Annotated in this window: 19 protein-coding genes, 1 tRNA gene and 1 pseudogene; 15 read left to right on the top strand and 6 right to left on the bottom strand. The window is 64.4% G+C overall.

What is annotated here, in order from left to right; translation table 11 throughout:
* Nucleotides 1-16: 16 nt before the first annotated feature.
* On the bottom strand, nucleotides 17-355 hold the full coding sequence (locus APS40_RS22935) for a P-II family nitrogen regulator (protein WP_046105125.1): 339 nt from the start codon (nucleotides 353-355) through the stop codon (nucleotides 17-19).
* A 211-nt stretch (nucleotides 356-566) separates the two neighbouring features.
* On the opposite strand from APS40_RS22935, the gene APS40_RS22930 reads away from it, so the two are divergent.
* The 4 genes from APS40_RS22930 (at nucleotide 567) to APS40_RS22915 (ending at nucleotide 4,477) form a co-directional block, all read left to right on the top strand.
* Nucleotides 567-1,034, top strand: a complete 468-nt coding sequence (locus tag APS40_RS22930) for a hypothetical protein (protein WP_156343051.1) — start codon at nucleotides 567-569, stop codon at nucleotides 1,032-1,034.
* 197 nt (nucleotides 1,035-1,231) lie between these two features.
* Nucleotides 1,232-1,316, top strand: a tRNA-Leu gene (locus APS40_RS22925).
* Nucleotides 1,317-1,371: 55 nt separating this feature from the next.
* Nucleotides 1,372-2,751, top strand: coding sequence for a trigger factor (gene tig, locus APS40_RS22920; RefSeq protein WP_055049246.1), 1,380 nt, complete (start codon nucleotides 1,372-1,374; stop codon nucleotides 2,749-2,751).
* A 244-nt stretch (nucleotides 2,752-2,995) separates the two neighbouring features.
* On the top strand, nucleotides 2,996-4,477 hold the full coding sequence (locus APS40_RS22915; protein WP_055049245.1) for a bifunctional ADP-dependent NAD(P)H-hydrate dehydratase/NAD(P)H-hydrate epimerase: 1,482 nt from the start codon (nucleotides 2,996-2,998) through the stop codon (nucleotides 4,475-4,477).
* Here APS40_RS22915 and APS40_RS22910 read toward each other — a convergent pair.
* The gene (locus APS40_RS22910) at nucleotides 4,474-4,839 is read right to left on the bottom strand and encodes a hypothetical protein (protein ID WP_156343050.1); all 366 of its coding nucleotides are present in this window, start codon (nucleotides 4,837-4,839) and stop codon (nucleotides 4,474-4,476) included. The two genes, APS40_RS22915 and APS40_RS22910, sit on opposite strands and share 4 nt — an antisense overlap.
* Nucleotides 4,836-6,078: pseudogene (locus APS40_RS25655) on the bottom strand (cytochrome P450). The gene APS40_RS22910 and the pseudogene APS40_RS25655 overlap by 4 nt, the downstream one beginning before the upstream one ends.
* A 144-nt stretch (nucleotides 6,079-6,222) precedes the next feature.
* On the opposite strand from APS40_RS25655, the gene APS40_RS22900 reads away from it, so the two are divergent.
* The gene (locus APS40_RS22900; protein WP_055049243.1) at nucleotides 6,223-6,471 is read left to right on the top strand and encodes a hypothetical protein; all 249 of its coding nucleotides are present in this window, start codon (nucleotides 6,223-6,225) and stop codon (nucleotides 6,469-6,471) included.
* Here APS40_RS22900 and APS40_RS22895 read toward each other — a convergent pair.
* Nucleotides 6,460-6,804, bottom strand: a complete 345-nt coding sequence (locus APS40_RS22895; protein WP_055049242.1) for a type II toxin-antitoxin system PemK/MazF family toxin — start codon at nucleotides 6,802-6,804, stop codon at nucleotides 6,460-6,462. The two genes, APS40_RS22900 and APS40_RS22895, sit on opposite strands and share 12 nt — an antisense overlap.
* Complete coding sequence (locus tag APS40_RS22890) at nucleotides 6,791-7,006, bottom strand: AbrB/MazE/SpoVT family DNA-binding domain-containing protein (protein WP_055049241.1); 216 nt, start codon at nucleotides 7,004-7,006, stop codon at nucleotides 6,791-6,793. Before APS40_RS22890 ends, APS40_RS22895 begins: the two co-directional genes overlap by 14 nt.
* 209 nt (nucleotides 7,007-7,215) lie before the next feature.
* Between APS40_RS22890 and APS40_RS22885 the strand changes: the two genes are divergently transcribed.
* The 5 genes from APS40_RS22885 to cysK all read left to right on the top strand — a co-directional run bounded on the left by APS40_RS22885 (nucleotide 7,216) and on the right by cysK (nucleotide 12,412).
* Nucleotides 7,216-7,839 (top strand): ATP-dependent Clp protease proteolytic subunit, encoded by a 624-nt coding sequence (locus APS40_RS22885; protein WP_055049240.1) that lies wholly within the window; start codon nucleotides 7,216-7,218, stop codon nucleotides 7,837-7,839.
* 176 nt (nucleotides 7,840-8,015) lie between these two features.
* Nucleotides 8,016-9,296, top strand: a complete 1,281-nt coding sequence (gene clpX, locus APS40_RS22880) for an ATP-dependent Clp protease ATP-binding subunit ClpX (RefSeq protein WP_055049239.1) — start codon at nucleotides 8,016-8,018, stop codon at nucleotides 9,294-9,296.
* A 96-nt stretch (nucleotides 9,297-9,392) separates the two neighbouring features.
* Nucleotides 9,393-10,238 carry a patatin-like phospholipase family protein gene (locus APS40_RS22875; protein WP_055049238.1) on the top strand — a complete coding sequence of 282 codons (846 nt, stop codon included), beginning with the start codon at nucleotides 9,393-9,395 and terminating at the stop codon, nucleotides 10,236-10,238.
* Complete coding sequence (locus APS40_RS22870; RefSeq protein WP_055049237.1) at nucleotides 10,235-11,191, top strand: small ribosomal subunit Rsm22 family protein; 957 nt, start codon at nucleotides 10,235-10,237, stop codon at nucleotides 11,189-11,191. Before APS40_RS22875 ends, APS40_RS22870 begins: the two co-directional genes overlap by 4 nt.
* A 165-nt stretch (nucleotides 11,192-11,356) precedes the next feature.
* Nucleotides 11,357-12,412 (top strand): cysteine synthase A, encoded by a 1,056-nt coding sequence (cysK, locus tag APS40_RS22865; RefSeq protein ID WP_055049236.1) that lies wholly within the window; start codon nucleotides 11,357-11,359, stop codon nucleotides 12,410-12,412.
* 160 nt (nucleotides 12,413-12,572) lie between these two features.
* Here the strand turns inward: cysK and APS40_RS22860 are convergent, their stop codons facing one another.
* Nucleotides 12,573-13,652 carry a citrate synthase/methylcitrate synthase gene (locus APS40_RS22860; RefSeq protein ID WP_055049235.1) on the bottom strand — a complete coding sequence of 360 codons (1,080 nt, stop codon included), beginning with the start codon at nucleotides 13,650-13,652 and terminating at the stop codon, nucleotides 12,573-12,575.
* Between the two features lie 88 nt (nucleotides 13,653-13,740).
* On the opposite strand from APS40_RS22860, the gene APS40_RS22855 reads away from it, so the two are divergent.
* The 5 genes from APS40_RS22855 (at nucleotide 13,741) to APS40_RS22835 (ending at nucleotide 20,513) form a co-directional block, all read left to right on the top strand.
* Nucleotides 13,741-14,877 carry a citrate synthase gene (locus APS40_RS22855; RefSeq protein ID WP_055049234.1) on the top strand — a complete coding sequence of 379 codons (1,137 nt, stop codon included), beginning with the start codon at nucleotides 13,741-13,743 and terminating at the stop codon, nucleotides 14,875-14,877.
* Nucleotides 14,878-15,089: 212 nt separating this feature from the next.
* On the top strand, nucleotides 15,090-17,531 hold the full coding sequence (gene lon, locus APS40_RS22850) for an endopeptidase La (protein WP_055049233.1): 2,442 nt from the start codon (nucleotides 15,090-15,092) through the stop codon (nucleotides 17,529-17,531).
* Between the two features lie 160 nt (nucleotides 17,532-17,691).
* Nucleotides 17,692-18,660 (top strand): SH3 domain-containing protein, encoded by a 969-nt coding sequence (locus APS40_RS24670; protein WP_082434615.1) that lies wholly within the window; start codon nucleotides 17,692-17,694, stop codon nucleotides 18,658-18,660.
* A 222-nt stretch (nucleotides 18,661-18,882) separates the two neighbouring features.
* A complete protein-coding gene (tet, locus tag APS40_RS22840; protein WP_055049232.1) occupies nucleotides 18,883-20,082 on the top strand; it encodes a Tet(A)/Tet(B)/Tet(C) family tetracycline efflux MFS transporter in 1,200 nt (399 codons plus the stop codon).
* 155 nt (nucleotides 20,083-20,237) lie between these two features.
* The gene (locus APS40_RS22835; protein ID WP_055049231.1) at nucleotides 20,238-20,513 is read left to right on the top strand and encodes an HU family DNA-binding protein; all 276 of its coding nucleotides are present in this window, start codon (nucleotides 20,238-20,240) and stop codon (nucleotides 20,511-20,513) included.
* The last annotated feature ends 43 nt before the right edge of the window (nucleotides 20,514-20,556 follow it).

Here is a 20,556-nt window from a genome sequence, read left to right as displayed (position 1 = left end):
CGCGAAGAGGTGCCCCTTAGAGCGCGTCGTCGCCGAATTCGCCGGTGCGGATGCGGATAGCCTGTTCGATCGAATAGACGAAGATCTTTCCGTCGCCGATGCGGCCCGTTTGCGCGGCCGTGCGGATCGCTTCGATCGCCTTTTCGGCGAGATCGTCAGGGCACACCACCTCGACCTTCACCTTGGGCAGGAAGTCGACGACATATTCCGCGCCCCGGTAGAGCTCGGTATGTCCCTTCTGACGGCCGAAACCCTTGGCTTCGGTGACGGTGATACCCTGCAGACCAACTTCCTGCAGCGCTTCCTTCACTTCGTCGAGCTTGAACGGCTTTACGATAGCCTCGATCTTTTTCATTCAGGCCTCCAACAGGCACCGGTCGGGTGCCGCTCGGGTGTATGCAGGGTCCGTGCCAGCTCAGCAATGCCGGGGAAAACCTTGCTAAAATAAGCGCCTAGGGCGAACATTTGATCCGCCGCTACAGGCTTGGCGGAAGGCGTGTGCTCAAAGAGTGAGCACGATGCTTCCGATTTGTTCACTTCGACGATCCGAAACGAACAAACCGACAGTGGCAAAGATCGATTTGCAGCGAAAGTGGGCAAATGCGAAGCGAGCCGGGCTCGTTGTTGACGGGGATGAAACTGCGTTAGGGTGCCATCGTCACAAGGCACCGAGAATGATGGCGGCGCAACCGACGAACTCCTTTTCTTTGGCCGGATACCTGCTGTCCGTCGCTGCCGGATGCGTGGTGGTGGCGTCGGCTCTGGCGATTGCGTTCGGATGTGGCGGGTTCGCCATTCCGGTGTTTGCATTCTCCGGCGTTATGGTCGGCCTTGTGCCGGCCATGCTGTTGTTTCTGCCTGTGGTCCTGCTCGGGATTGGGCTTGGCAATCGCTTCAGGCTGCGCTCCTGGGGCTACGCCATCAGTTTCGGCGCTGCAGGAGCGGCGCTCTATTATCCGCTGGCCATCGCCGTCGGCGTTGTGTCGGGCAGCACCATGGGGTTTCGCCGTGGCCCGCATGCATATGTGCCGTAGCAGGGGCTGTCGCCGGCTATGTCTATTTCGTAACCGAGCGCATCGATCACGAGGGAAGACGGAAACCATTAGGGCGGGCCGTGCCGCCTCCCGATGAGCGGCCGTAGCCGGAGCCCACTCGCGAGGCCTCAACCTCTCCCTTTGACCTTCCCCAATTCTTCACATATATGCACGCGACCCGGCCGACGGGGCACCTTGCGGGTGTGGCGGAACTGGTAGACGCACTGGATTTAGGTTCCAGCGCCGCAAGGCGTGGAGGTTCGAGCCCTCTCACCCGCACCAGAGCTTGCCAGAACCCCCGGCCAAACGAGTTTTGAAGAGACAACGGGATACCCCAATGCAGGTCACAGAAACCCTCAACGAGGGCCTCAAGCGCAAACTCTCCCTGGTCATCCCCAAGAAGGATCTCAGTGATCGGCTGGATGCGCGGCTCGATGAGCTCAAGGCCACCGCGAACATCAAGGGTTTCCGTCCGGGCAAGGTGCCGGCCGCGCACCTGAAGAAGGTCTACGGCCGCTCCGCCATGTCGGAAGTGCTGTCCGACGCGATCAACTCGACCGTCTCCAAGACCCTCGACGACCGTTCCGAGCGCGCCGCGACGCAGCCGAAGGTCGACCTGCCTGAAGACCAGGGCGTGATCAACCAGGTGCTGGACGGCGAAGCCGATCTCAACTTCGAGGTCAGCTACGAAGTGCTGCCACCGGTTACCCTGATGGACTTCAAGACCCTCGCGGTCGACAAGCCGGTGGTCGAGCTCGACGAGAAGGACGTGGACACCGAAGTGCAGCGCGTCTTCGCGCAGCAGCGCGGCTACGAGGAAAAGGGCGAGGACGGCGTCGTCGAGAATGGCGACCGTCTAGGCCTGAGCTTCAAGGGCACGATCAAGGGCGAGGCCTTTGCCGGCGGCTCGGCCGACCATGCGCACCTGACCGTCGGTTCGGGCGAGTTCATCCCGGGCTTCGAAGAGCAGCTCGTGGGCATGAAGAAGAACGAGACCAAGACCGTCAAGGTCACGTTCCCCAAGGATTACGCGCAGGACGAACTGGCCGGTAAGAAGGCCGACTTCGAAGTCACCATCCTCCACATCGACGGCCCGAAGGCCGGCGAGCTCAACGATGACTTCGCCAAGACTCTCGGCCTCGAGAACGTCGCAGCGCTTCGTGACGCGGTGAAGGAGCAGATGAAGGCGGCGCTCGACTCCATGAGCCGCCAGGCGATCAAGCGGCAGATTCTGGACCAGCTCGACGAAGGCCACAAGTTCGCCGTTCCCGAGCAGCTGGTGGAAGCCGAGTTCAACACCATCTGGCAGCGCGTCGTGCACGAAGTCGAGCACCACGGCCGGTCCTTCGAAGACGAGGGCACGACCGAGGAAGCGGCCAAGGAGCAGTACCAGAAGATCGCCGAGCGCCGCGTGCGCCTGGGCCTGGTGGTCGCCGAGATCGGCAACCAGAACAAAGTCGAGGTGACCGAGGAAGAGCACCAGCAGGCGCTGATCGCCGAAGTGCGCCGCTTCCCCGGCCAGGAGCAGCAGGTCTACGACTATTACCGCAAGAACCCGCAGGCCCTTGCCGGCCTCCGCGCTCCGGTGTTCGAGAACAAGGTGGTGGATTTCGTCACCGAGCTCGCCAAGAAGACCGACAAGCCGATGACCCGCGCCGAGCTGGCCAAGATCATCGCCGCGGACGAGGACGAGGTTCCGGAGGAGCACCACCACTAAGTTGGTGCTGCGATCACAAGTTCAGGGCCGCCCTTCGGGGCGGCCCTTTTTGTTTGGTCAAATCGCTGTTGCTGCACCAAACGCGATGTCATCCCTGCGAAAGCAGGGACCCATCCGTCCGCTCGCGCGGGCTGTGAGTTGGATCCCTGCTTTCGCAGGGATGACATCCGTGAATGGGGCGATGTGGTGGTCACCCCGATCGTGCGGTATTGATGACGCCGGGAAAAACGCGCGGCGGCTCGGCATGTCAGACAAGACTCTTCACGTCCTCCTAACCCCCGCCGAGATGTCCCGCGCCGATGCGCTGGCGGTGGCGTCGGGCATCCAGTCGTTCAAGCTGATGGAGGCGGCCGGCAATGCCGTCGCCGAGCTGGTGCATGAGCGCTATCCGGACGGGCAGGTGCTGATCCTGTGTGGTCCCGGCAACAATGGCGGCGATGGGTTCGTCGCCGCCAAGAAGCTGAGGGAACTCGGCCGCGAAGTGCGGGTGGGGCTATTCGGCGAGCGCGATCGGCTCAAGGGCGATGCGGCGTTCTTCGCAGATCTCTGGAACGGGCCGATCCAGGCGGCGCGGCCGGACGGGCTGCGCGGCGCCAAGGTGGTGGTCGACGCGCTGCTCGGCGCCGGGCTCGATCGTGACATCGAAGACGGCCTCGCCGAACTGATCGAGGCTGTGAACGGGCTGCGGGTGCCGATCGTCGCGGTCGATGTGCCCTCGGGGATCGACGGGGCGAGCGGGCAAATCCGCGGCGTCGCCGTCAAGGCAGACGTGTCGGTGACCTTCTTCCGGCTGAAGGCCGGGCATTTGCTGCTGCCGGGCCGCGCGCGGTGCGGCGAAGTCGTGCTGGCGGCGATCGGCATCCCGGATAGCGTGCTGGGCGAGATCCGGCCAAAGCTCAATCGCAACAGCCCAGACCTGTGGCATCTGCCCAGGCTCGACGCTGAAGGGCACAAGTTCGCCCGCGGCCACTGCGTGGTGATGTCGGGTGGGCCGCTGCAGACCGGCGCCAGCCGGATGACGGCGACGGCGGCCTTGCGGACCGGGGCAGGGCTGGTGACGCTCGCCGGCGCCCACTCCTCGCTGCTGATCCAGGCCAATCACGTAACGGCGATCATGCTGAAGCCGGTGGATGGCGCGGCGAGCCTGCAACTGCTGCTGCAGGACCATCGGATCAACACGGTGGTGATCGGGCCCGCCGCCGGCCTCGGTGAGGCGACCAAGACGAATGTGCTGGCGGTGCTCGCAAGCGATGCGGCGACGGTGCTCGATGCTGATGCGCTCACCAGCTTCAAGGACAGCCCGGAGGCGCTGTTCTCGGCGATCAAGGCCAAGCCGGAGCGTCCGGTGGTGATAACGCCGCACGAGGGCGAGTTCGAGCGACTGTTCGGCAAGGTGGATGGCTCGAAGGTCGACCGAGCCCGCTCGGCGGCGCTGCGCTCAGGGGCCATCGTGGTGCTGAAGGGCAGCGACACGGTGGTCGCGGCGCCGGACGGGCACGCGGTGATCAACGACAACGCACCGCCGACGCTGGGCACAGCCGGCTCCGGGGACGTGCTGGCAGGCATCATCGCCGGGTTGCTGGCGCAGGGCATGAAGGGGTTCGACGCGGCCTCGGCCGGCGTGTGGATCCATGGTGAGGCGGCGAACCTCTGGGGCGGCCCCGGGCTGATCGCCGAGGATCTGCCGGGGCTGATCCCGGATGTGCTGAGGGAGCTGGTCGCTTAGTCGGCGACCAGCTCGGCCCAAGTGCTGTCCCATTCCAGCTCAGGCGCCATCGTAACCGCGACGCGCTCCATTCCGTTAAGCGCGGTCAAGAGCTTCACCTCAAGAAACATCAGCTCCGGACTCATTGGAGGGCCCCGCTGGTGGTCGGCACTGACCATCCCACCCGGCCACCAAGTTACGGCCTCGACGTCTTCGCCATCCTCGCCAGGATCTATCTCCATAAGGATGAATGGCGCCAAGCTAAGCAACGTATCGACGCTTACAGCCCGGTACTTAGGCGGCCCAGCTTTGGAATAATCGCCGACGAAAAGTCGGCGTTGCGGCATCTCCGACCAGATGTCGTCCAGCGTCTTCTCGCTCACCACGCCACCTCCAGCCGCTCCAACCCATGGAAGTGGTAGATGTTCTTGTACTGCGGCTCTGTAGCGAGCTTCAGGCCAGGCAGCCGATCGAACAGTGTCTTCATCGCCACCTGCAACTCGATGCGGGCCAACGGCGCGCCGATGCAGAAGTGGATGCCGGCGCCGAAGCTGACATTGGCGCCGTCCTGGCGGAACGGGTCGAACCGGTTGGCCTCGGCGAAGCGGGCGGGGTCGCGGTTAGCGGCGCCCAGCATCAGGCCGATGGTCTCGCCCTGTTTGAAGCTCAGGCCGTTGTCGAGCGTCACGTCCTGCAGGGCATAGCGGGTGAACATGTGGAGCGGCGCATCGAAGCGAATGCACTCCTCGACGGTCGCTTCGGTCTGGTCGGCATCGGCGAACAAGGCCTTGGGGTCGAGGCCGCTTTCGAGGATCGCCTTTACGCCGTTGCCGGTGGTGTGCACCGTGGCCTCGTGGCCGGCATTGAGCAGCAGGATGGTGGTCGAGATCACCTCGTCCTCGGTCAGCGTCTCGCCATCGACCTCGGTGGTCAGCATGTGGGTGAGCAGGTCTTCGCGGGGCTGTCGGCGGCGCTCTGCGATCATCTCGCGCACGTAGTCCATGAACTCGATCGAGGCCTGGTTGGCATCGAGCTCGGTCTCGTGGGTGACGGCCGTACATGTACATGGCGACCATGCGGTTGGACCAGTCGACCAGCTGCATCGCCATGTCGCGCGGCATGCCGATCATTTCGGCGATGACGATGGCCGGGATCGGCGCGGCGAAGGCGCGCAGCAGCTCGACCTGGCCGTCGGGCTCGAACCCGTCGATCAGCTCGTTCGCCAGCCGCTCGATGCGCGGCCGCAGCTGCTCGACATTGCGCGAGACGAAAGCCCGGTTGACCAGCGCCCGCAGCCGGGTGTGAGCCGGCGGTTCGAGGTTGAGCAGGGTGTATTTCTCGGTCTGGTCGAAGGCGGCGGTATGAGCCTTTGGCGGTCCCATGCCGAGCTGCTCGCGGCTCATCAGGTGGAGAATCTGCCGGCCGAAGCGTTTGTCGCGAAGCAGGGCGCTCACATCCTTGAAGCCAGCGAAGCACCAGTGATCGTAGTTGTCCCAGAAGAAGGCGGGGGAAGCGGCGTGCACCGCGTCATAGAAGGCATAGGGGTCGCGGTAGAAGGCGAGTTCGCGCGGCTGGGCGCTGGCGTGACGGTCGGCGAGGGTGAAGGGAGCGGCTGCGGACAAGGTTAGACCCGTTGAAACTGATACTGCGGCCCATGCTATACGGCCGGTCGGGCGAACGGGAAGCCGCCACGACCTGCTGAAACAGCTTGCCGCAACGGAAAAAGTGGCTAGTAGCCTCGCCAGACACCATTGGAGTTCGAGCCTGTGAGCGACCTCACCCTCAATGAAGCGATCGACAACATCTACACCTCGCTGCGCGAGAACAATGCGGACATCGATGTTCACATCGCGGCGCTGAAGGCGGCGATGGCCAAGGAGGGCGCCAAGGAAGCGGTGTTCGATCCCGCCAAGCTTGCGCAGAACAACCGCCAGGGACGTAAGATGATGCAGTCCTACTTCAAGAAGCGCGGCGTCACGGTGGCGTTCAGCGGCGGTGTCGTCTCAGGGGGCTAGGCCCAGGATTTCCCGGAGCTCCGCCCGAACGGATTGCAGGATGGCGGGCGCGACGGACCCGATCAGTTCGGCTACGTTTGCCTCGATCGTCGCGAGCTTGAGCGTTCTGATCCGCGAGGGGGCGGGCAGGCCGGCGTCAGCGTAGCCGTCCGCCAGCGACACGTCTCCCGGCCAAGCACGGTTGCTCTCACTGGTGATCATCAGCACCCAAAGGAACATCCCGGAGCCGATCGCCCCATCTGAGACGACCAGAGCAGGACGATGCTGGGTCGTTTCCCGGTTCGTGTAAGGGAAGGGGACCCTGACGACGCTTCCGGCTCTAAAGCTTGGCATATGCCACCCGGTCGGCCTCGCTGTCCCATTCCTCGAACAACGCGAACGGGTCATCGAGCAACACAACCATGGCCTTGGTCAGAATCACCCGGTCGCGCTCGATCTGATAGGCAAGCTCATCGCCCTCGCTAAGGCCAAGCGCCAACCGCACCGGCTGCGGGATCGTCGTTTGGGCCTTGCTGGTCAGTTTGCTCTTGATCATGCTGCAAATGTAAGGAACTTCCTTACCTGATGCAACAGGGGCCCTCCCCATCCGGGCAGGTTCCGTTGATCGCGGATATTGCGCGATTATGTGAGTATTGCGGCCCGCCACATTGGCGCCTATCTGTCGCTTTACCCGCCCTTAACAGGGCATCGCCTTCAGTCGGCCGCGAGCGCTGATTCTTCTTTCCACCAGGGGCAAATCTCGAGATGAGAGATCCGGTCGATACCTTCTACAACTACCTCGTGCCCACCGTGGTCGAGCAGACGACGCGCGGCGAGCGCGCCTTCGACATCTATTCGCGCCTGCTCAAGGAGCGCATCATCTTCGTGACCGGCCAGGTCGAAGACCAGATGGCGTCCCTGATCGCGGCGCAGCTGCTGTTCCTCGAGTCGGAAAACCCGAAGAAGGAAATCAGCCTCTACATCAATTCTCCCGGCGGCGTCGTCACCTCCGGCCTCGGCATCTACGACACGATGCAGTTCATCCGCCCGCCGGTGGCGACGCTCTGCATCGGGCAGGCAGCCTCGATGGGGTCGCTCCTCCTTGCCGGCGGCGAGAAGGGCCTTCGCGCCGCGCTGCCGAACGCTTCGATCATGGTGCACCAGCCGTCCGGCGGCTATCAGGGCCAGGCGACCGATATCCTGATCCACGCCCAGTTCACCGAAAAACTGAAGCGCCGGCTCAACGAGATCTACGTCAAGCATACCGGCCAGGACTACGAGGCCATCCACAACGCCCTCGAGCGCGACCGTTTCCTCAGCCCCGAAGAGGCCAGGGATTTCGGTCTCATCGACTCGATCTTCGAGAAGCGGGCGGCGCCCGACGCGTGAGTGGGGTTTTACCTGTTAAGGTGAATCCGATCGGCATACGCGAGTGTGACACTTGTGTGATTGTGTGGGTCCCGGCTGGCCGTTAAGGTCGGTCGGGCTTACATTTTGTTTAGGTATCCGGGGCTAGCGTTCTATCCTAGCCGGGAATGGGAGCCCCAACTCCCAGGAGTGACAGGATGTCCAAGGACACGACCAGCGGCGAATCCAGCAAGAACACGCTTTACTGCTCGTTCTGCGGAAAATCGCAGCATGAGGTCAGAAAGCTTATCGCCGGCCCGACGGTGTTCATCTGCGATGAATGCGTCGAGTTGTGCATGGACATCATCCGCGAGGAAAACAAGACCTCGATGGTGAAGTCCTCGGACGGCGTGCCCACGCCGGCCGAAATCTGCAAGGTGCTGGACGACTACGTCATCGGCCAGGCGCGCGCGAAGCGCGTGCTGAGTGTTGCGGTGCATAACCACTACAAGCGCCTGCATCACGCCACCAAGAACCAGGACATCGAGCTGTCGAAGTCGAATATCCTGCTGATCGGCCCGACCGGTACCGGCAAGACGCTGCTCGCGCAGACGCTGGCCCGCATCCTCGATGTGCCGTTCACCATGGCTGACGCGACGACGCTGACCGAAGCCGGCTATGTCGGCGAGGACGTCGAGAACATCATCCTCAAGCTGCTGCAGGCCGCCGACTACAATGTCGAGAAGGCGCAGCGCGGCATCGTCTATATCGACGAAGTCGACAAGATCTCGCGCAAGTCCGACAACCCCTCGATCACCCGCGACGTGTCGGGCGAGGGTGTGCAGCAGGCCTTGCTGAAGATCATGGAAGGCACGGTTGCATCGGTGCCGCCGCAGGGCGGCCGCAAGCACCCGCAGCAGGAATTCCTGCAGGTGGACACGACCAATATCCTGTTCATCTGCGGCGGCGCGTTTGCCGGGCTCGAGAAGATCATCTCGGCGCGCGGCGAGGGCTCGGGCATCGGCTTCTCGGCCGTGGTCAAGGATCCCAAGGATCGTCGCGTCGGCGACCTGTTGAAGGATGTGCAGCCGGAAGACCTGGTGAAGTTCGGGCTGATCCCCGAGTTCATCGGACGCCTGCCGATCCTCGCGACGCTCGAAGATCTCGACGAGCCTGCGCTGATCGAGATCCTGACGGCGCCCAAGAATGCCCTGGTGCGCCAGTACCAGCGCCTGTTCTCGATGGAAGAGGTCGAACTGACTTTCCACGAGGATGCGCTCAAGGCCATCGCCAAGCATGCCATCGAGCGCAAGACCGGCGCACGCGGCCTGCGCTCGATCCTCGAAGGCATCCTGCTCGACACCATGTACGACCTGCCGTCGCTCGATGGCGTCGAAGAGGTGGTGATCAGCGAGGAAGTGGTGAACGGCAAGGACGCGCGTCCGCTCTACATCTATGCCGAGCGCAAGAAGGAAGAAGCGCTGTCCACCAGCGCCTGATCCCTCGCGCCCTCACTTCGAAAGGCCCCGTCACCCGGCGGGGCCTTTTCATTTGGGGCGTGGCCGTCGCATAAGAGATCCTTCTGGAGGCGAACCATGCGGATCGGCGTGGCACTGGGCAGCGGCGCGGCGCGCGGTCTGGCCCACATCCCCTATATCGAAGCGATGGACGAACTTGGCTTACGGCCGTCGGTGATCGCGGGCTCGTCGATCGGCGCATTGATCGGCTCGGGCTGGGCCAACGCCATGACCGGCGCCGAGCTGCGCGAGCACGCCTACAGCGTGCTCGGCAGCCTGCAGCAGATTGCCTCGACGCTGTGGAACCGCAACCGGTTCAGCTTCAAGCAGATGGTCGAAGACGGGCTGTCGATGCAGGTGAACTCGATGGGGATCACTACGGCGTTCCTGCCGGACGGCTTCCCGGACGATTTTGCCGAGCTCAGGATTCCGTTCTCCGTCGTTGCAACCGATTTCTACGGGTGGAAGGAGAAGGTGTTCGACAGCGGTCCGCTGCGGCCGGCGATCGCGGCATCGCTGGCGATCCCCAGCCTGTTCCGACCGGTGAATGTCGAGGGCCGGTACTACATCGATGGCGGCGTCACCAACCCGTTGCCGCTCGGCCTCATCGCCGGCAGATGCGACGTGCTCATCGGCATCGACGTCCATCGGACGCCCGAACTGCTGGACGCCTCGCGTGAGCCGAGCATTACCGATTCCGCCGTGGTGGCGACCGAGATCATGTCGCAGAAGCTGGTCGACGCCACCGTGCTGCAGTACTCGCCGGACGTCTATGTCCGGGCCGAAGTCGGACCGTTCGGCGGCAGCGAGTTCTGGCGGGTGCGCGAGATCGTCGACAATGCCGCCGCCGACAAGGACCGATTCAAGCGGGCGGTCAGCGACGCGCTACTGGCACACAGCATCCGCAAGGCGAACCGGCCTTGACCGACCTGCCGGCCGATCTCAGCGCCGCCGTTCGGCGTTTCGCCGAGGGACGCAAGGGACTGGGCGACAGCTCGGCGCGCATCTCCGAGCATTATCGACAACGCGGCGCATCGCGCCAGGTGATCGGCGGCGCCGACGATGCGGTCGCCTATGCGCTGAGCCGAATGCCGGCGACCTATGCGGCGGTGTCGGCGGTGCTCGATGAATTGCAGGCAAGGGCGCCGGATTTCGCGCCACGAACGCTGCTTGATGCCGGGTCGGGGCCGGGGACGGCGGGCTGGGTGGCAGCGGCGGCATTCGAAGGAATTGCAGCGACGCTGATGGATCACAACCGGGCGTTCCTCACGCTTGCCGCCAGACTGGCCGAGGGCACGGCGCTGGCCGCGGCAGAGCTGTTGGAAGCCGATCTCGGGCGGTTCCAGCTCGCGACCCGCTACGACCTGGTCACCTGTGCCTATGCGCTGACCGAATTGCCCGATGCCCAGATGCTGGCGGCGGCGGAGCAGCTGTGGCGGCACAGCGACGGGGTGCTGGCGATCATCGAGCCGGGCCGGCCGCGCGACTACCAGCGCCTGCTGACGGTGCGGCGCCAGCTGATCGAACTTGGGGGCAGGGTGCTGGCGCCCTGTCCGCACGAACGGGCGTGCCCGCTGGTTGAGCCCGACTGGTGCCACTTCTCAGTGCGGCTCAGCCGCAGCCGCGAGCACATGCGGATGAAGGGCGGGACGCTGGGCTACGAAGACGAGAAGTACAGCTACCTGATCATCGCGCGGCCGGGCATAGGGGCGCCCGCGGCTGGACGCGTGCTGCGGCGGCCGGAGGAGAACAAGTTCTCGGTGACGCTGGCCGTGTGCGGTGCGGATGGGCTCGAATCGCGCGTCGTGCCGAGCCGCGACAAGTCGGCGTTCAAGGCGGCGAAGAAACTCGATTGGGGTGATGCGACGACGGAATAAGCGCGGTGCCCCTGCTTCCCTCCCCGAGGGGAGGGATTGAGGGAGGGGGTGGTCCGGTGATCACCAATGGACCCCCATCCCAGATTCCGTACCATTGGTTCACTTGTCGCTGTCATAGCCGGAGCGTAATCTCTTCGCTCAACGGGGTAGCAAGAGGGAAGAACCATGAAGTTCAAGGATATTCTGGGGACCATCGGCAACACGCCGGTCGTCCGGATCAACAAGCTGGGCCCGAAAAACGTCAAGCTCTACGTCAAGGTCGAGGCGTTCAACCCGCTCGGTTCGGTGAAGGACCGCCTGGCGCTCGGCGTCATCGAGGCGGCCGAAAAGTCAGGAGCGCTGAAACCCGGCCAGACGGTAATCGAGGCCACCTCGGGCAATACCGGTATCGGGCTCGCCATGGTCTGCGCGGCCAAGGGCTATCCGCTGGTCGTTACCATGGCCGAGAGCTTCTCGGTCGAACGGCGGAAGCTGATGCGATTCCTCGGCGCCAAGGTGGTGCTGACCCCCGCGGCCGAGCGCGCCAACGGTATGATCCGCAAGGCGGAGTCACTGGCCGAGGCCAATGGCTGGTTTCAGACCCGCCAGTTCGAGAACGAAGCCAACCCCGAAATGCACTCCCGCACCACAGCGCAAGAAATCCTGCGCGACTTCGCCGACGAGAAGCTCGACTACTGGGTGACCGGCTTCGGCACCGGCGGCACGCTGACCGGTGTTGCGCGGGTGCTGCGCGACAAGATGCCGAACACCAGGATCATCGTGGCCGAGCCGGAGGGCGCGCCGATGCTGACCAGCGGCGAGGGGCAGGAGCGCCGCGCCGACCATGCCGCGACCGGCAGTCATCCGGCGTGGAAGCCGCATCCGTTCCAGGGCTGGAGCCCGGATTTCATTCCGTGGATCACCAATGAGGCGGTGACCGAAAAGCTGTTCGACCAGGTGCTGACGATTGCCGGCCCCGATGCGATGAAGCAGTCGATGCAGTTGGCACAGAAGGAAGGCATTTTCGTCGGCATTACCGCCGGCGCCACCTTCGCCGCAGCGCTGAAGGTGGCCGAGACGGCGCCCGAGGGCTCGACCATTCTGGCGATGCTGCCTGATACCGGCGAGCGCTACCTCTCGACCCCGCTATTCGCCGACGTCCCGGCCGACATGTCGCCGGAGGAGGAAGCCATTTCGATGTCGACCCCCGGCCAGCAACTGCCGCCCAAGGTGGCGGCATAGTTCCGAGCAGGCCTATCGGTTCGGCCCTTGATCCCTCCCCCTCAAACAGGGGGAGGGAGACGCCTGCCGAGAAGCCAGTGCTTTGGTCTCCCTCCCCATTTTTAGGGGGAGGGGACAGGGGTGGGGTCGTCTAGCACCGGCGGCTCTGAAAGCAGCTGAACTACGCCGCCACTTTCGGCATCGGCCCGATATAGCGCGATTTCGGTCTGATCAGGCGACCGGTGGCCGCCTGTTCCCGGGCGTGCGCAATCCAGCCGCCGACCCGCCCCGTAGCGAACACCGCGGTGAAGCAATCGCGTGGAAAGCCCACTGCCTCGAGCAGCACGGCGGTGTAGAACTCGACATTGGTATCGAGCGGCCGATCGGGCTTGTGCTGCTTCAAGGCCTTGAGGGCAGCCGTCTCGACTGCGGCGGCGAGCGCCATCCTGTTGGTGTCGACGGCGCCACTGATCTGCGCCAGCGCCGCTTTCAGCGCATCGGCTCGCGGATCGCGCACCCGATAGATGCGATGTCCAAAGCCCATCAGCCGCTCGCCGCGAGCAAGCTCGGCGCTTATCCAGGCTTCGGCATTCTCCGGCTTGCCGACCGCATCGAGCATGTCGAGGACCGGGCCTGGCGCGCCGCCATGCAGTGGGCCCTTGAGCGCGCCAAGTGCCGCGAGGACGGACGAGGTCAACCCCGCCTCGGTCGAGGCGACGACGCGCGCCGCAAAGGTCGAAGCATTGAGCCCATGATCGGCGACGGTGACGAGGTAGCTGCCCAGCGCCCGCGCCAGCTCGGGCCGCGGTGCCGCGCCGCCCATCATTCGTAACACATCGGTTGCGTGATCGAGGTCGGTATCCGGCGTCAGCGGCTGGTTTCCGGCCCGGAGGCGAAGCAAGGCGGAGAGCAGGACCCCGGGGGCGGCGGTGAGCAGCAGGGCACTGTCGAGGTCGGTGCCGTCGGGCAGGAGCGCCATCAGCGACCGCATCGCGTCGAAGGCGGAGCGGTTCGCAACCAGCGGCAGTTCGCGATGCAGCATCTCGAACATCCGCGCACGGGCAGCACCCAGCGGCTGCCGCAGATCGTGGGGCAAATCCGGGAAGAAGCCGTCCCACAGCAGCGACAGCACATCCTCGTAACCGACGCGGCCCGCCAGCGCGGCCAGCGGCTCGCCGCGGATGATCAGTCGGCCCGCCAGTCCATCCACGTCCGAGAGGACGGTTTCCGCGGCGATGATGTCTTCGAGTCCGTTGCTCATGCGAGTTCTCCTTGGCAGTTGCAAGGGAAGGTAGGCGCGCTAATATTGACGTCAATCTTGATCATATTGATCAACGTGGGAGGTCAACATGTGGCTGAACGCCAGCGAGGCCCTGTCGCGGCTCGGCTCGAAGCCGCAGTCGCTCTATGCCAGCGTCAGCCGCGGTCGCATCCGAGCCAAGCCCGATCCGTTGGATTCGCGTCGCAGCCTCTATCGCGAGGAGGACGTCGACCGGCTGGCATCGCGGGCGCGAGGCCGGCGAAGTTCGGCTACGGTGGCCTCGGAGGCGATCAGTTGGGGCGATCCCGTGCTGCCGTCGGCCATTTCCACGGTGAGCGAGGGCCGGCTCTACTATCGCGGCCGGGACGCCGTGGAACTGGCGACGACAGCAATGCTCGAAGATATCGCCACGCTGCTCTGGGACGGAGCCTGGAGCCTGCCGGCAAGCCCGCCAGGGCCGGTTGCGGCGACGCCGATGGCCGCGGCCCTTGCCGCACTGGCGGCACGGACCGCCGCCGGCGGTGCCAGCATCGGTCTGGGGCCATGGCAGTTGCGGAATGAGGCGGCGGGCGTTCTCGGAGGTGTTGCAGACGCGATGCTGGGCGTCGGCGCCGGTCCGCTGCATGTGCGTCTAGCGCACAGCCTGGGGCGGCCCGACTCGGCTGGGGTGCTGCGGCAGGCCCTGGTGCTGCTGGCCGACCACGAGCTCAACGCCTCGACCTTTGCGGCGCGCGTCGCCGTGTCGACCGGGGCGTCGTTGTCGGCCGGCGCCCTGGCGGGCCTCGCCACCTTCACCGGGCCGCGTCACGGCACGGCTGCGTCGGCGGTCCTGGCACTGGCGCTCGATATCGGTTTGCTTGCCGACCGACCGGGCGACGGCTTGCGCGAATGGCTGGGGGAGGGGCGCATCGTTCCCGGTTTCGGGCACAGGCTGTATGGGCGGGGCGACGTTCGGGCCGAGGCGCTGCTGGGCGCCATCGACGTGCCGCCGGCCTTCGCGACGCTGGCGCTGGCCGGCGAGGACCTTCTGGGCGAGCGGCCCAATGTCGATTTCGCACTGGCGGCATTGTGCGCCACTTATGACTTGCCACCCCACGCACCGGCCACCATTTTTGCCCTGGCGCGCACCGTCGGCTGGTTAGCGCATATGCTGGAGCAGGCGGGAAGCGGCCAGTTGATCCGGCCCCGGGCCCGCTATGTCGGCCCGGCAGTCGGTGCTGCATAGCGGTTTGCGGCTGATGCAACCGCAGCACACAGTAGTGCCGCATTGCGAGCATACCCGTCATTACGGGTAGGTTGACTTGCCCTTTGGTGCTGACGCCCTATTTAATCAGCAGAATCAGGCTCGCCGCCCATCCTGGGGACCGGCCCGATTGCTAGACGGGCGCGGGCTTGCCCTTCCTCCCAACAGGCCCGACGCCCAGGAAAGGACCAAATATGTCGGACGTTACCCAAGGCGGCGCCGGATTCGATCGCGATCGGGTTTACCCGGTGCTGCCGCTACGCGATATCGTTGTCTTTCCGGGCATGATCGTGCCGCTCTTCGTTGGCCGTGAAAAGTCGGTGAAGGCGCTCGAAGAAGTGATGCGCGACGACAAGCACATTCTCGTCGTCACCCAGAAGAATGCCCAGGACGACGATCCGTCGCCTGATGAGATTTATGCCACCGGCACTATCGCTTCGGTGCTGCAGCTGCTGAAGCTGCCCGACGGCACCGTCAAGGTGCTGGTCGAAGGCCTGCGCCGGGCGAAGATCGACCAGTACCTGCAAACCGTCGATTACTTCGAGGCGGAAGCCACTACCCTGCCGGAACCCGAGGAAGACGAAACCGAGCTCGAAGCGCTGGCGCGTTCCGCGCAGTCCGAGTTCGAGAACTACGTCAAGCTCAACAAGAAGATCTCGGCCGAGGTGGTCAACGCCGTCAGCCAGATCACCAACCACAGCAAGCTCGCCGACACCATCGCCAGCCATCTGGTGATCAAGATCGAGCAGAAGGAAGAGCTGCTGGGCACCGTTTCGGTGGGCGAGCGGCTGCAGAAGATTCTCGGCCTGATGGAAGGCGAGATCGGCGTCCTGCAGGTGGAGAAGCGCATCCGTTCCCGCGTCAAGCGGCAGATGGAAAAGACCCAGCGCGAGTACTATCTCAACGAGCAGATGAAGGCGATCCAGCGCGAGCTGGGCGACGGCGAGGAAGGCTCGAACGAGCTGACCGAGCTCGAAGAGAAGATCAAGAAGACCAAGCTTTCCAAGGAAGCCCGCACCAAGGCCGACGCTGAGCTCAAGAAGCTCAAGACGATGAGCCCGATGTCGGCCGAAGCGACGGTCGTGCGCAACTATCTCGACTGGCTGCTGACGCTCCCCTGGGGCAAGAAGAGCAAGGTCAAGCGCGACCTGGTCTATGCCGAGCAGGTGCTGGACGAGGATCACTACGGCCTCGAGAAGGTCAAGGAGCGCATCCTCGAGTACCTGGCGGTGCAGTCGCGCACCGGCAAGCTCAAGGGGCCGATCCTCTGCCTCGTCGGCCCTCCGGGCGTAGGCAAGACCTCGCTGGGCAAGTCCATCGCCAAGGCGACCGGTCGTGAGTTCGTGCGCATGGCGCTCGGCGGCGTCCGTGACGAGGCCGAGATCCGCGGCCACCGTCGGACCTATATCGGCTCCATGCCGGGCAAGGTGATCCAGTCGCTCAAGAAGGCGGGCAAGTCCAACCCGCTGTTCCTGCTCGACGAGATCGACAAGATGGGCCAGGACTTCCGTGGCGATCCGTCGTCGGCGCTGCTCGAGGTGCTCGATCCGGAGCAGAACAACACGTTCGCCGATCACTACCTCGAGGTCGATTATGACCTCTCGGACGTGATGTTCGTCACCACTTCGAACACGCTCAACATCCCCGGCCCGCTGATGGACCGCATGGAGATCATTCGCCTCTCCGGTTACACCGAAGAGGAGAAGTTCGAGATCGCCCGGCGGCACCTGATCCCGGAGACGCTCAAGGAGAACGGCCTGCAGCCCAAGGAATTCGTCATTGACGATGACCAACTGATGGCCGTGGTGCGGAACTACACCCGCGAAGCCGGCGTGCGTAACCTGAAGCGTGAGCTGAGCAAGCTGATGCGCAAGGCCGTGCGCGACATCCTGGTCAAGAAGTCGACCAAGGTGGTCATCACTTCGGAGCTGCTCGAAGAGTATCTCGGGCCGGCGTTCTTCCGGAATGACAAGATCGACGCCGAGCCGCAGGTTGGCGCGGTGACGGGCCTCGCCTGGACTTCGGTCGGCGGCGAGATCCTGACGATCGAAGGCGTGATGACGCATGGCAAGGGCCGCATGACGGTGACCGGCAACCTCAAGGAAGTGATGAAGGAATCCATCACTGCCGCTTCGGGTTACGTGCGCTCGCGGGCCGTCGAACTCGGCATCAAGCCGCCGCTGTTCGACACGCGCGATATCCATCTGCACGTGCCGGAAGGCGCGACGCCCAAGGATGGCCCGTCCGCCGGTATCGGCATGGCCACGGCGATCGTTTCGCTGATGACCGGTATTCCGGTGCGGCACGATATCGCCATGACCGGCGAAGTGACGCTGCGCGGCAGGGTGCTGCCGATCGGCGGGCTCAAGGAAAAGCTCCTTGCAGCGCTCCGCTCGGGCATCAAGACCGTGCTCATTCCTGAGGAGAACACGCGGGATCTCAAGGAAATCCCGAAGAACGTGACCGAGGGGATGGAGATCATCCCGGTGAGCCGGATGGACGAGGTGCTGAGCCGCGCCCTGATCCGGCAGCCCGAGCCGATCGAGTGGAAGTATGACGACGACAAGCCGGCCGCGGTGCCGGTGGTCGAGTCCTCGGTCGATGGCGACGAGAGTGGCGCCAGCCTGCCGCACTGAGCTTGGCTTTGATCGATGAAACTGGAAACGGCGCCGTGAGGCGCCGTTTTCGTTTGTATCCTCGCAGTTGCAGCAATGGCGGCCCCACCTCGCCACGAAATCTTCATGCTCGTACGAGTAGCTGCACCATTGGACTCTCAAGGCAGCATTGGAGCGGCGAATGCGAAGCAAATGGAGTGTTGGGCTCACGACGGTATTGATCGCCGTCGTCGCCCTGACCGGACTGGCGCTTGCCCAGGATACCCGGACCGAAACGGTGAAGTTCAAGCGCGGCGCAAGCAGTACCTCGATCGAGGACAGCATAACCGGCTACGAGGCGGTCACCTACCTGGTGGGAGTTACGGCCGGTCAACGGATGAGCGTGCAGCTCGATACCGACAATACCAGCAATTACTTCAATATCACGGCGCCCGGGGCGTCCGAGGCGCTCTACAACGGCTCGATCGACGGCAACAGCACCTCGTTCGTCATTCCGTCGAGCGGCGCCTACAAGATCGACGTCTACCTGATGCGCAATGCGGCGCGCCGCGGCGAGGAGGCCAACTACGACCTGACCATCTCGGTCGAGGGCAAGGCAGCGGCGAGCAAGCCCGCGCCCGGCAAGCCGGCTCCGGACTTCGCCGATGGCCTGGCGGGCGGTCCGGACTACTGGCAGGTTCATGGACTGGCGCGCGGCGACACGCTGAACGTGCGCGCCTCGGCCTCATCGAGCGCCTCGGTGCTCGGGGTGATCGATGAGGGAGACATCATCCGCAATCTCGGCTGCAAGATGAATGGGGCCACCCGCTGGTGCCGGATCGAGGATCAGACCGGCCTCAATGGTTGGGTATCGGGCAAGTACCTGCACGAGTCGACCCGGAACCCGAGCCCGTCCCGCCCCGCAACGCCGCCGCCATCCAGCCAACCGCCCGTGAGCGCGGCCGACGGGGTGCCGGTGGCCCTGATGCCTCGCTTCTGCACCGGGGAAGCGTCGGCCAAGTTCGGCGTGCGCCCGCAGGACATCACCAGCAACGCCGCATTCAAGAGCGGCAAGCTCTACGTTTCGCAGGGTTACTTCGATGGCTCGAGCGGCACGACCTTCTTCAACTGCTATTTCAAAGGGGATGGTACGTTCATTGCAGTGAACTGACCACCGCGCTTTACACGTAGCCAGCGGCGCCTGCGGGCGCCGCTTCTGTTTGTCTGTGCGGTTGCGAACAAACGCGTCCGGCCCCGGCGGTGGTGCTGCGATCACGAAGATTCCCTCTGGTGTAACGCCCGCGTGATCCCCATCTAGGCATTTCGTTTGCCACGCCAAATGAGAACGAATATAGAACACGCCCCGCGTGTCAGCCGGCTGGAGGGCCCCGACTTGAACAAGGCACTGATCGTCATTCTGGCGGCGGTAACGCTGGATGCCGTCGGCATCGGACTGATCTTCCCAATTCTGCCGCGGCTGCTCGAGGACGTCACCCATACCGGTGAGGTGACGATGATCATCGGCATCATGCTGGCGCTCTATTCGGCGATGCAGTTTCTGTTCTCGCCGGTGCTCGGCGTACTCAGCGATCGTTACGGGCGTCGACCGGTACTGCTGGTCTCGCTGGCCGGCGCCGCGATCGACTACCTGGTGATGGCCTTCGCGCCGGAGCTCTGGATGCTGGTGGTCGGCCGCGCCATCGCCGGCATCACCAGCGCCAACATGGCGGTCGCCACCGCGTACATCACCGACATTTCGGCCGAGGAGGAGCGTGCCAAGCGCTTCGGCTATTTCCACGCCATGTTCGGCATCGGCTTCATCATCGGGCCGGTGCTCGGCGGGATTCTGGGCGATATCTGGGTGCGGGCGCCGTTCCTCGTCGCAGCCGGCCTCAACGCGGTCAACTTCGCGCTGGCGCTGTTCGTGTTGCCGGAATCGCGGTCGGGCGACGCCAACGCCAGGTTCGATTTCGCGACGCTCAACCCGTTCCGGCCGCTCGGCTGGGCGTTGAGCTTCACCGCGTTGCTGCCGCTGATGGCCATCTTCGTGATCATGAACTTCGTCGGCACCATGTACGGCACCATCTGGGCGCTGTTCGGCCAGGACATGTTCCAGTGGAACGGGTTGATGATCGGCCTGTCGCTGGGGGCCTTCGGGTTGTTCCACGCCGGCGCGCAGGCGCTGCTGACCGGGCCGGCCGCGGCGCGGTTGGGCGAGCGCTGGGCGATGATCCTCGGCATGGCCTGCGAACTGACGGCGCTACTGATTCTCGGCTTCGCCGCGCAGGGCTGGATCCTGTTCGCGCTGGCGCCGCTGTTCGCGCTGGGCGGTATCGGCATGCCGGCGCTGCAGTCGCTCACCACACGGCAGGTCGATGCGGACAACCAGGGCAAGCTGCAGGGCGTGCTGGCGAGTCTCGTCAGCCTCTCGGCGGTGTTCGGCCCGCTGTTCTTCTCGACGGTGTATTTTGCCCTCAAGCCGACTTGGCCGGGGCTCACCTGGATCGTCGGGGGAGCCGTGTATTTGCTGGCTTTGCCGCTGCTTTTGGGCATCCGCAGGAGGCCCATTGCCACAGTGACGCCCGACGGCTGACAAAGTTGAGCCAGAATTGACCGTTCATTAACAGGATTGCTGTGCCTGACTTGCGGAAAAGCCCGGATTTCCTTGCGTTCCGAGCAGAATCGAAGAAGGGTCACGGCGTTTTGGTTCGCCTCCAGAGGGCGGGCATCCCACAGTGAGGAAACGCTATGTCTAACAAGAACGATCTGATCGGCGTCGTCGCCGACAAGGCGGGCCTGACCAAGGCCCAGGCTGGGGAGGCTGTCGATGCCGTGTTCGACGCTATCACGGCGTCGCTGAAGAAGGGCGACGAAGTGCGTCTGGTCGGCTTCGGCACGTTTGCGGTTTCCAAGCGCAAAGCCTCGATCGGCCGCAACCCGGCCACGGGTGCGGAGATCAAGATTCCGGCCTCCAACCAGGCCAAGTTCAAGCCCGGCAAGGGCCTCAAGGACTCGATCAACTAAGACCGCGTTCCGGTCGACTGACCTGATTGGCCCCGTGCGCTCG

It is taken from the genome of Devosia sp. A16, from assembly GCF_001402915.1.
Classification (GTDB): Bacteria; Pseudomonadota; Alphaproteobacteria; order Rhizobiales; family Devosiaceae; genus Devosia_A.
The sequence above is the reverse complement of the archived record's forward strand: the minus strand, read 5'-3'. Positions and strand labels throughout refer to the sequence as shown.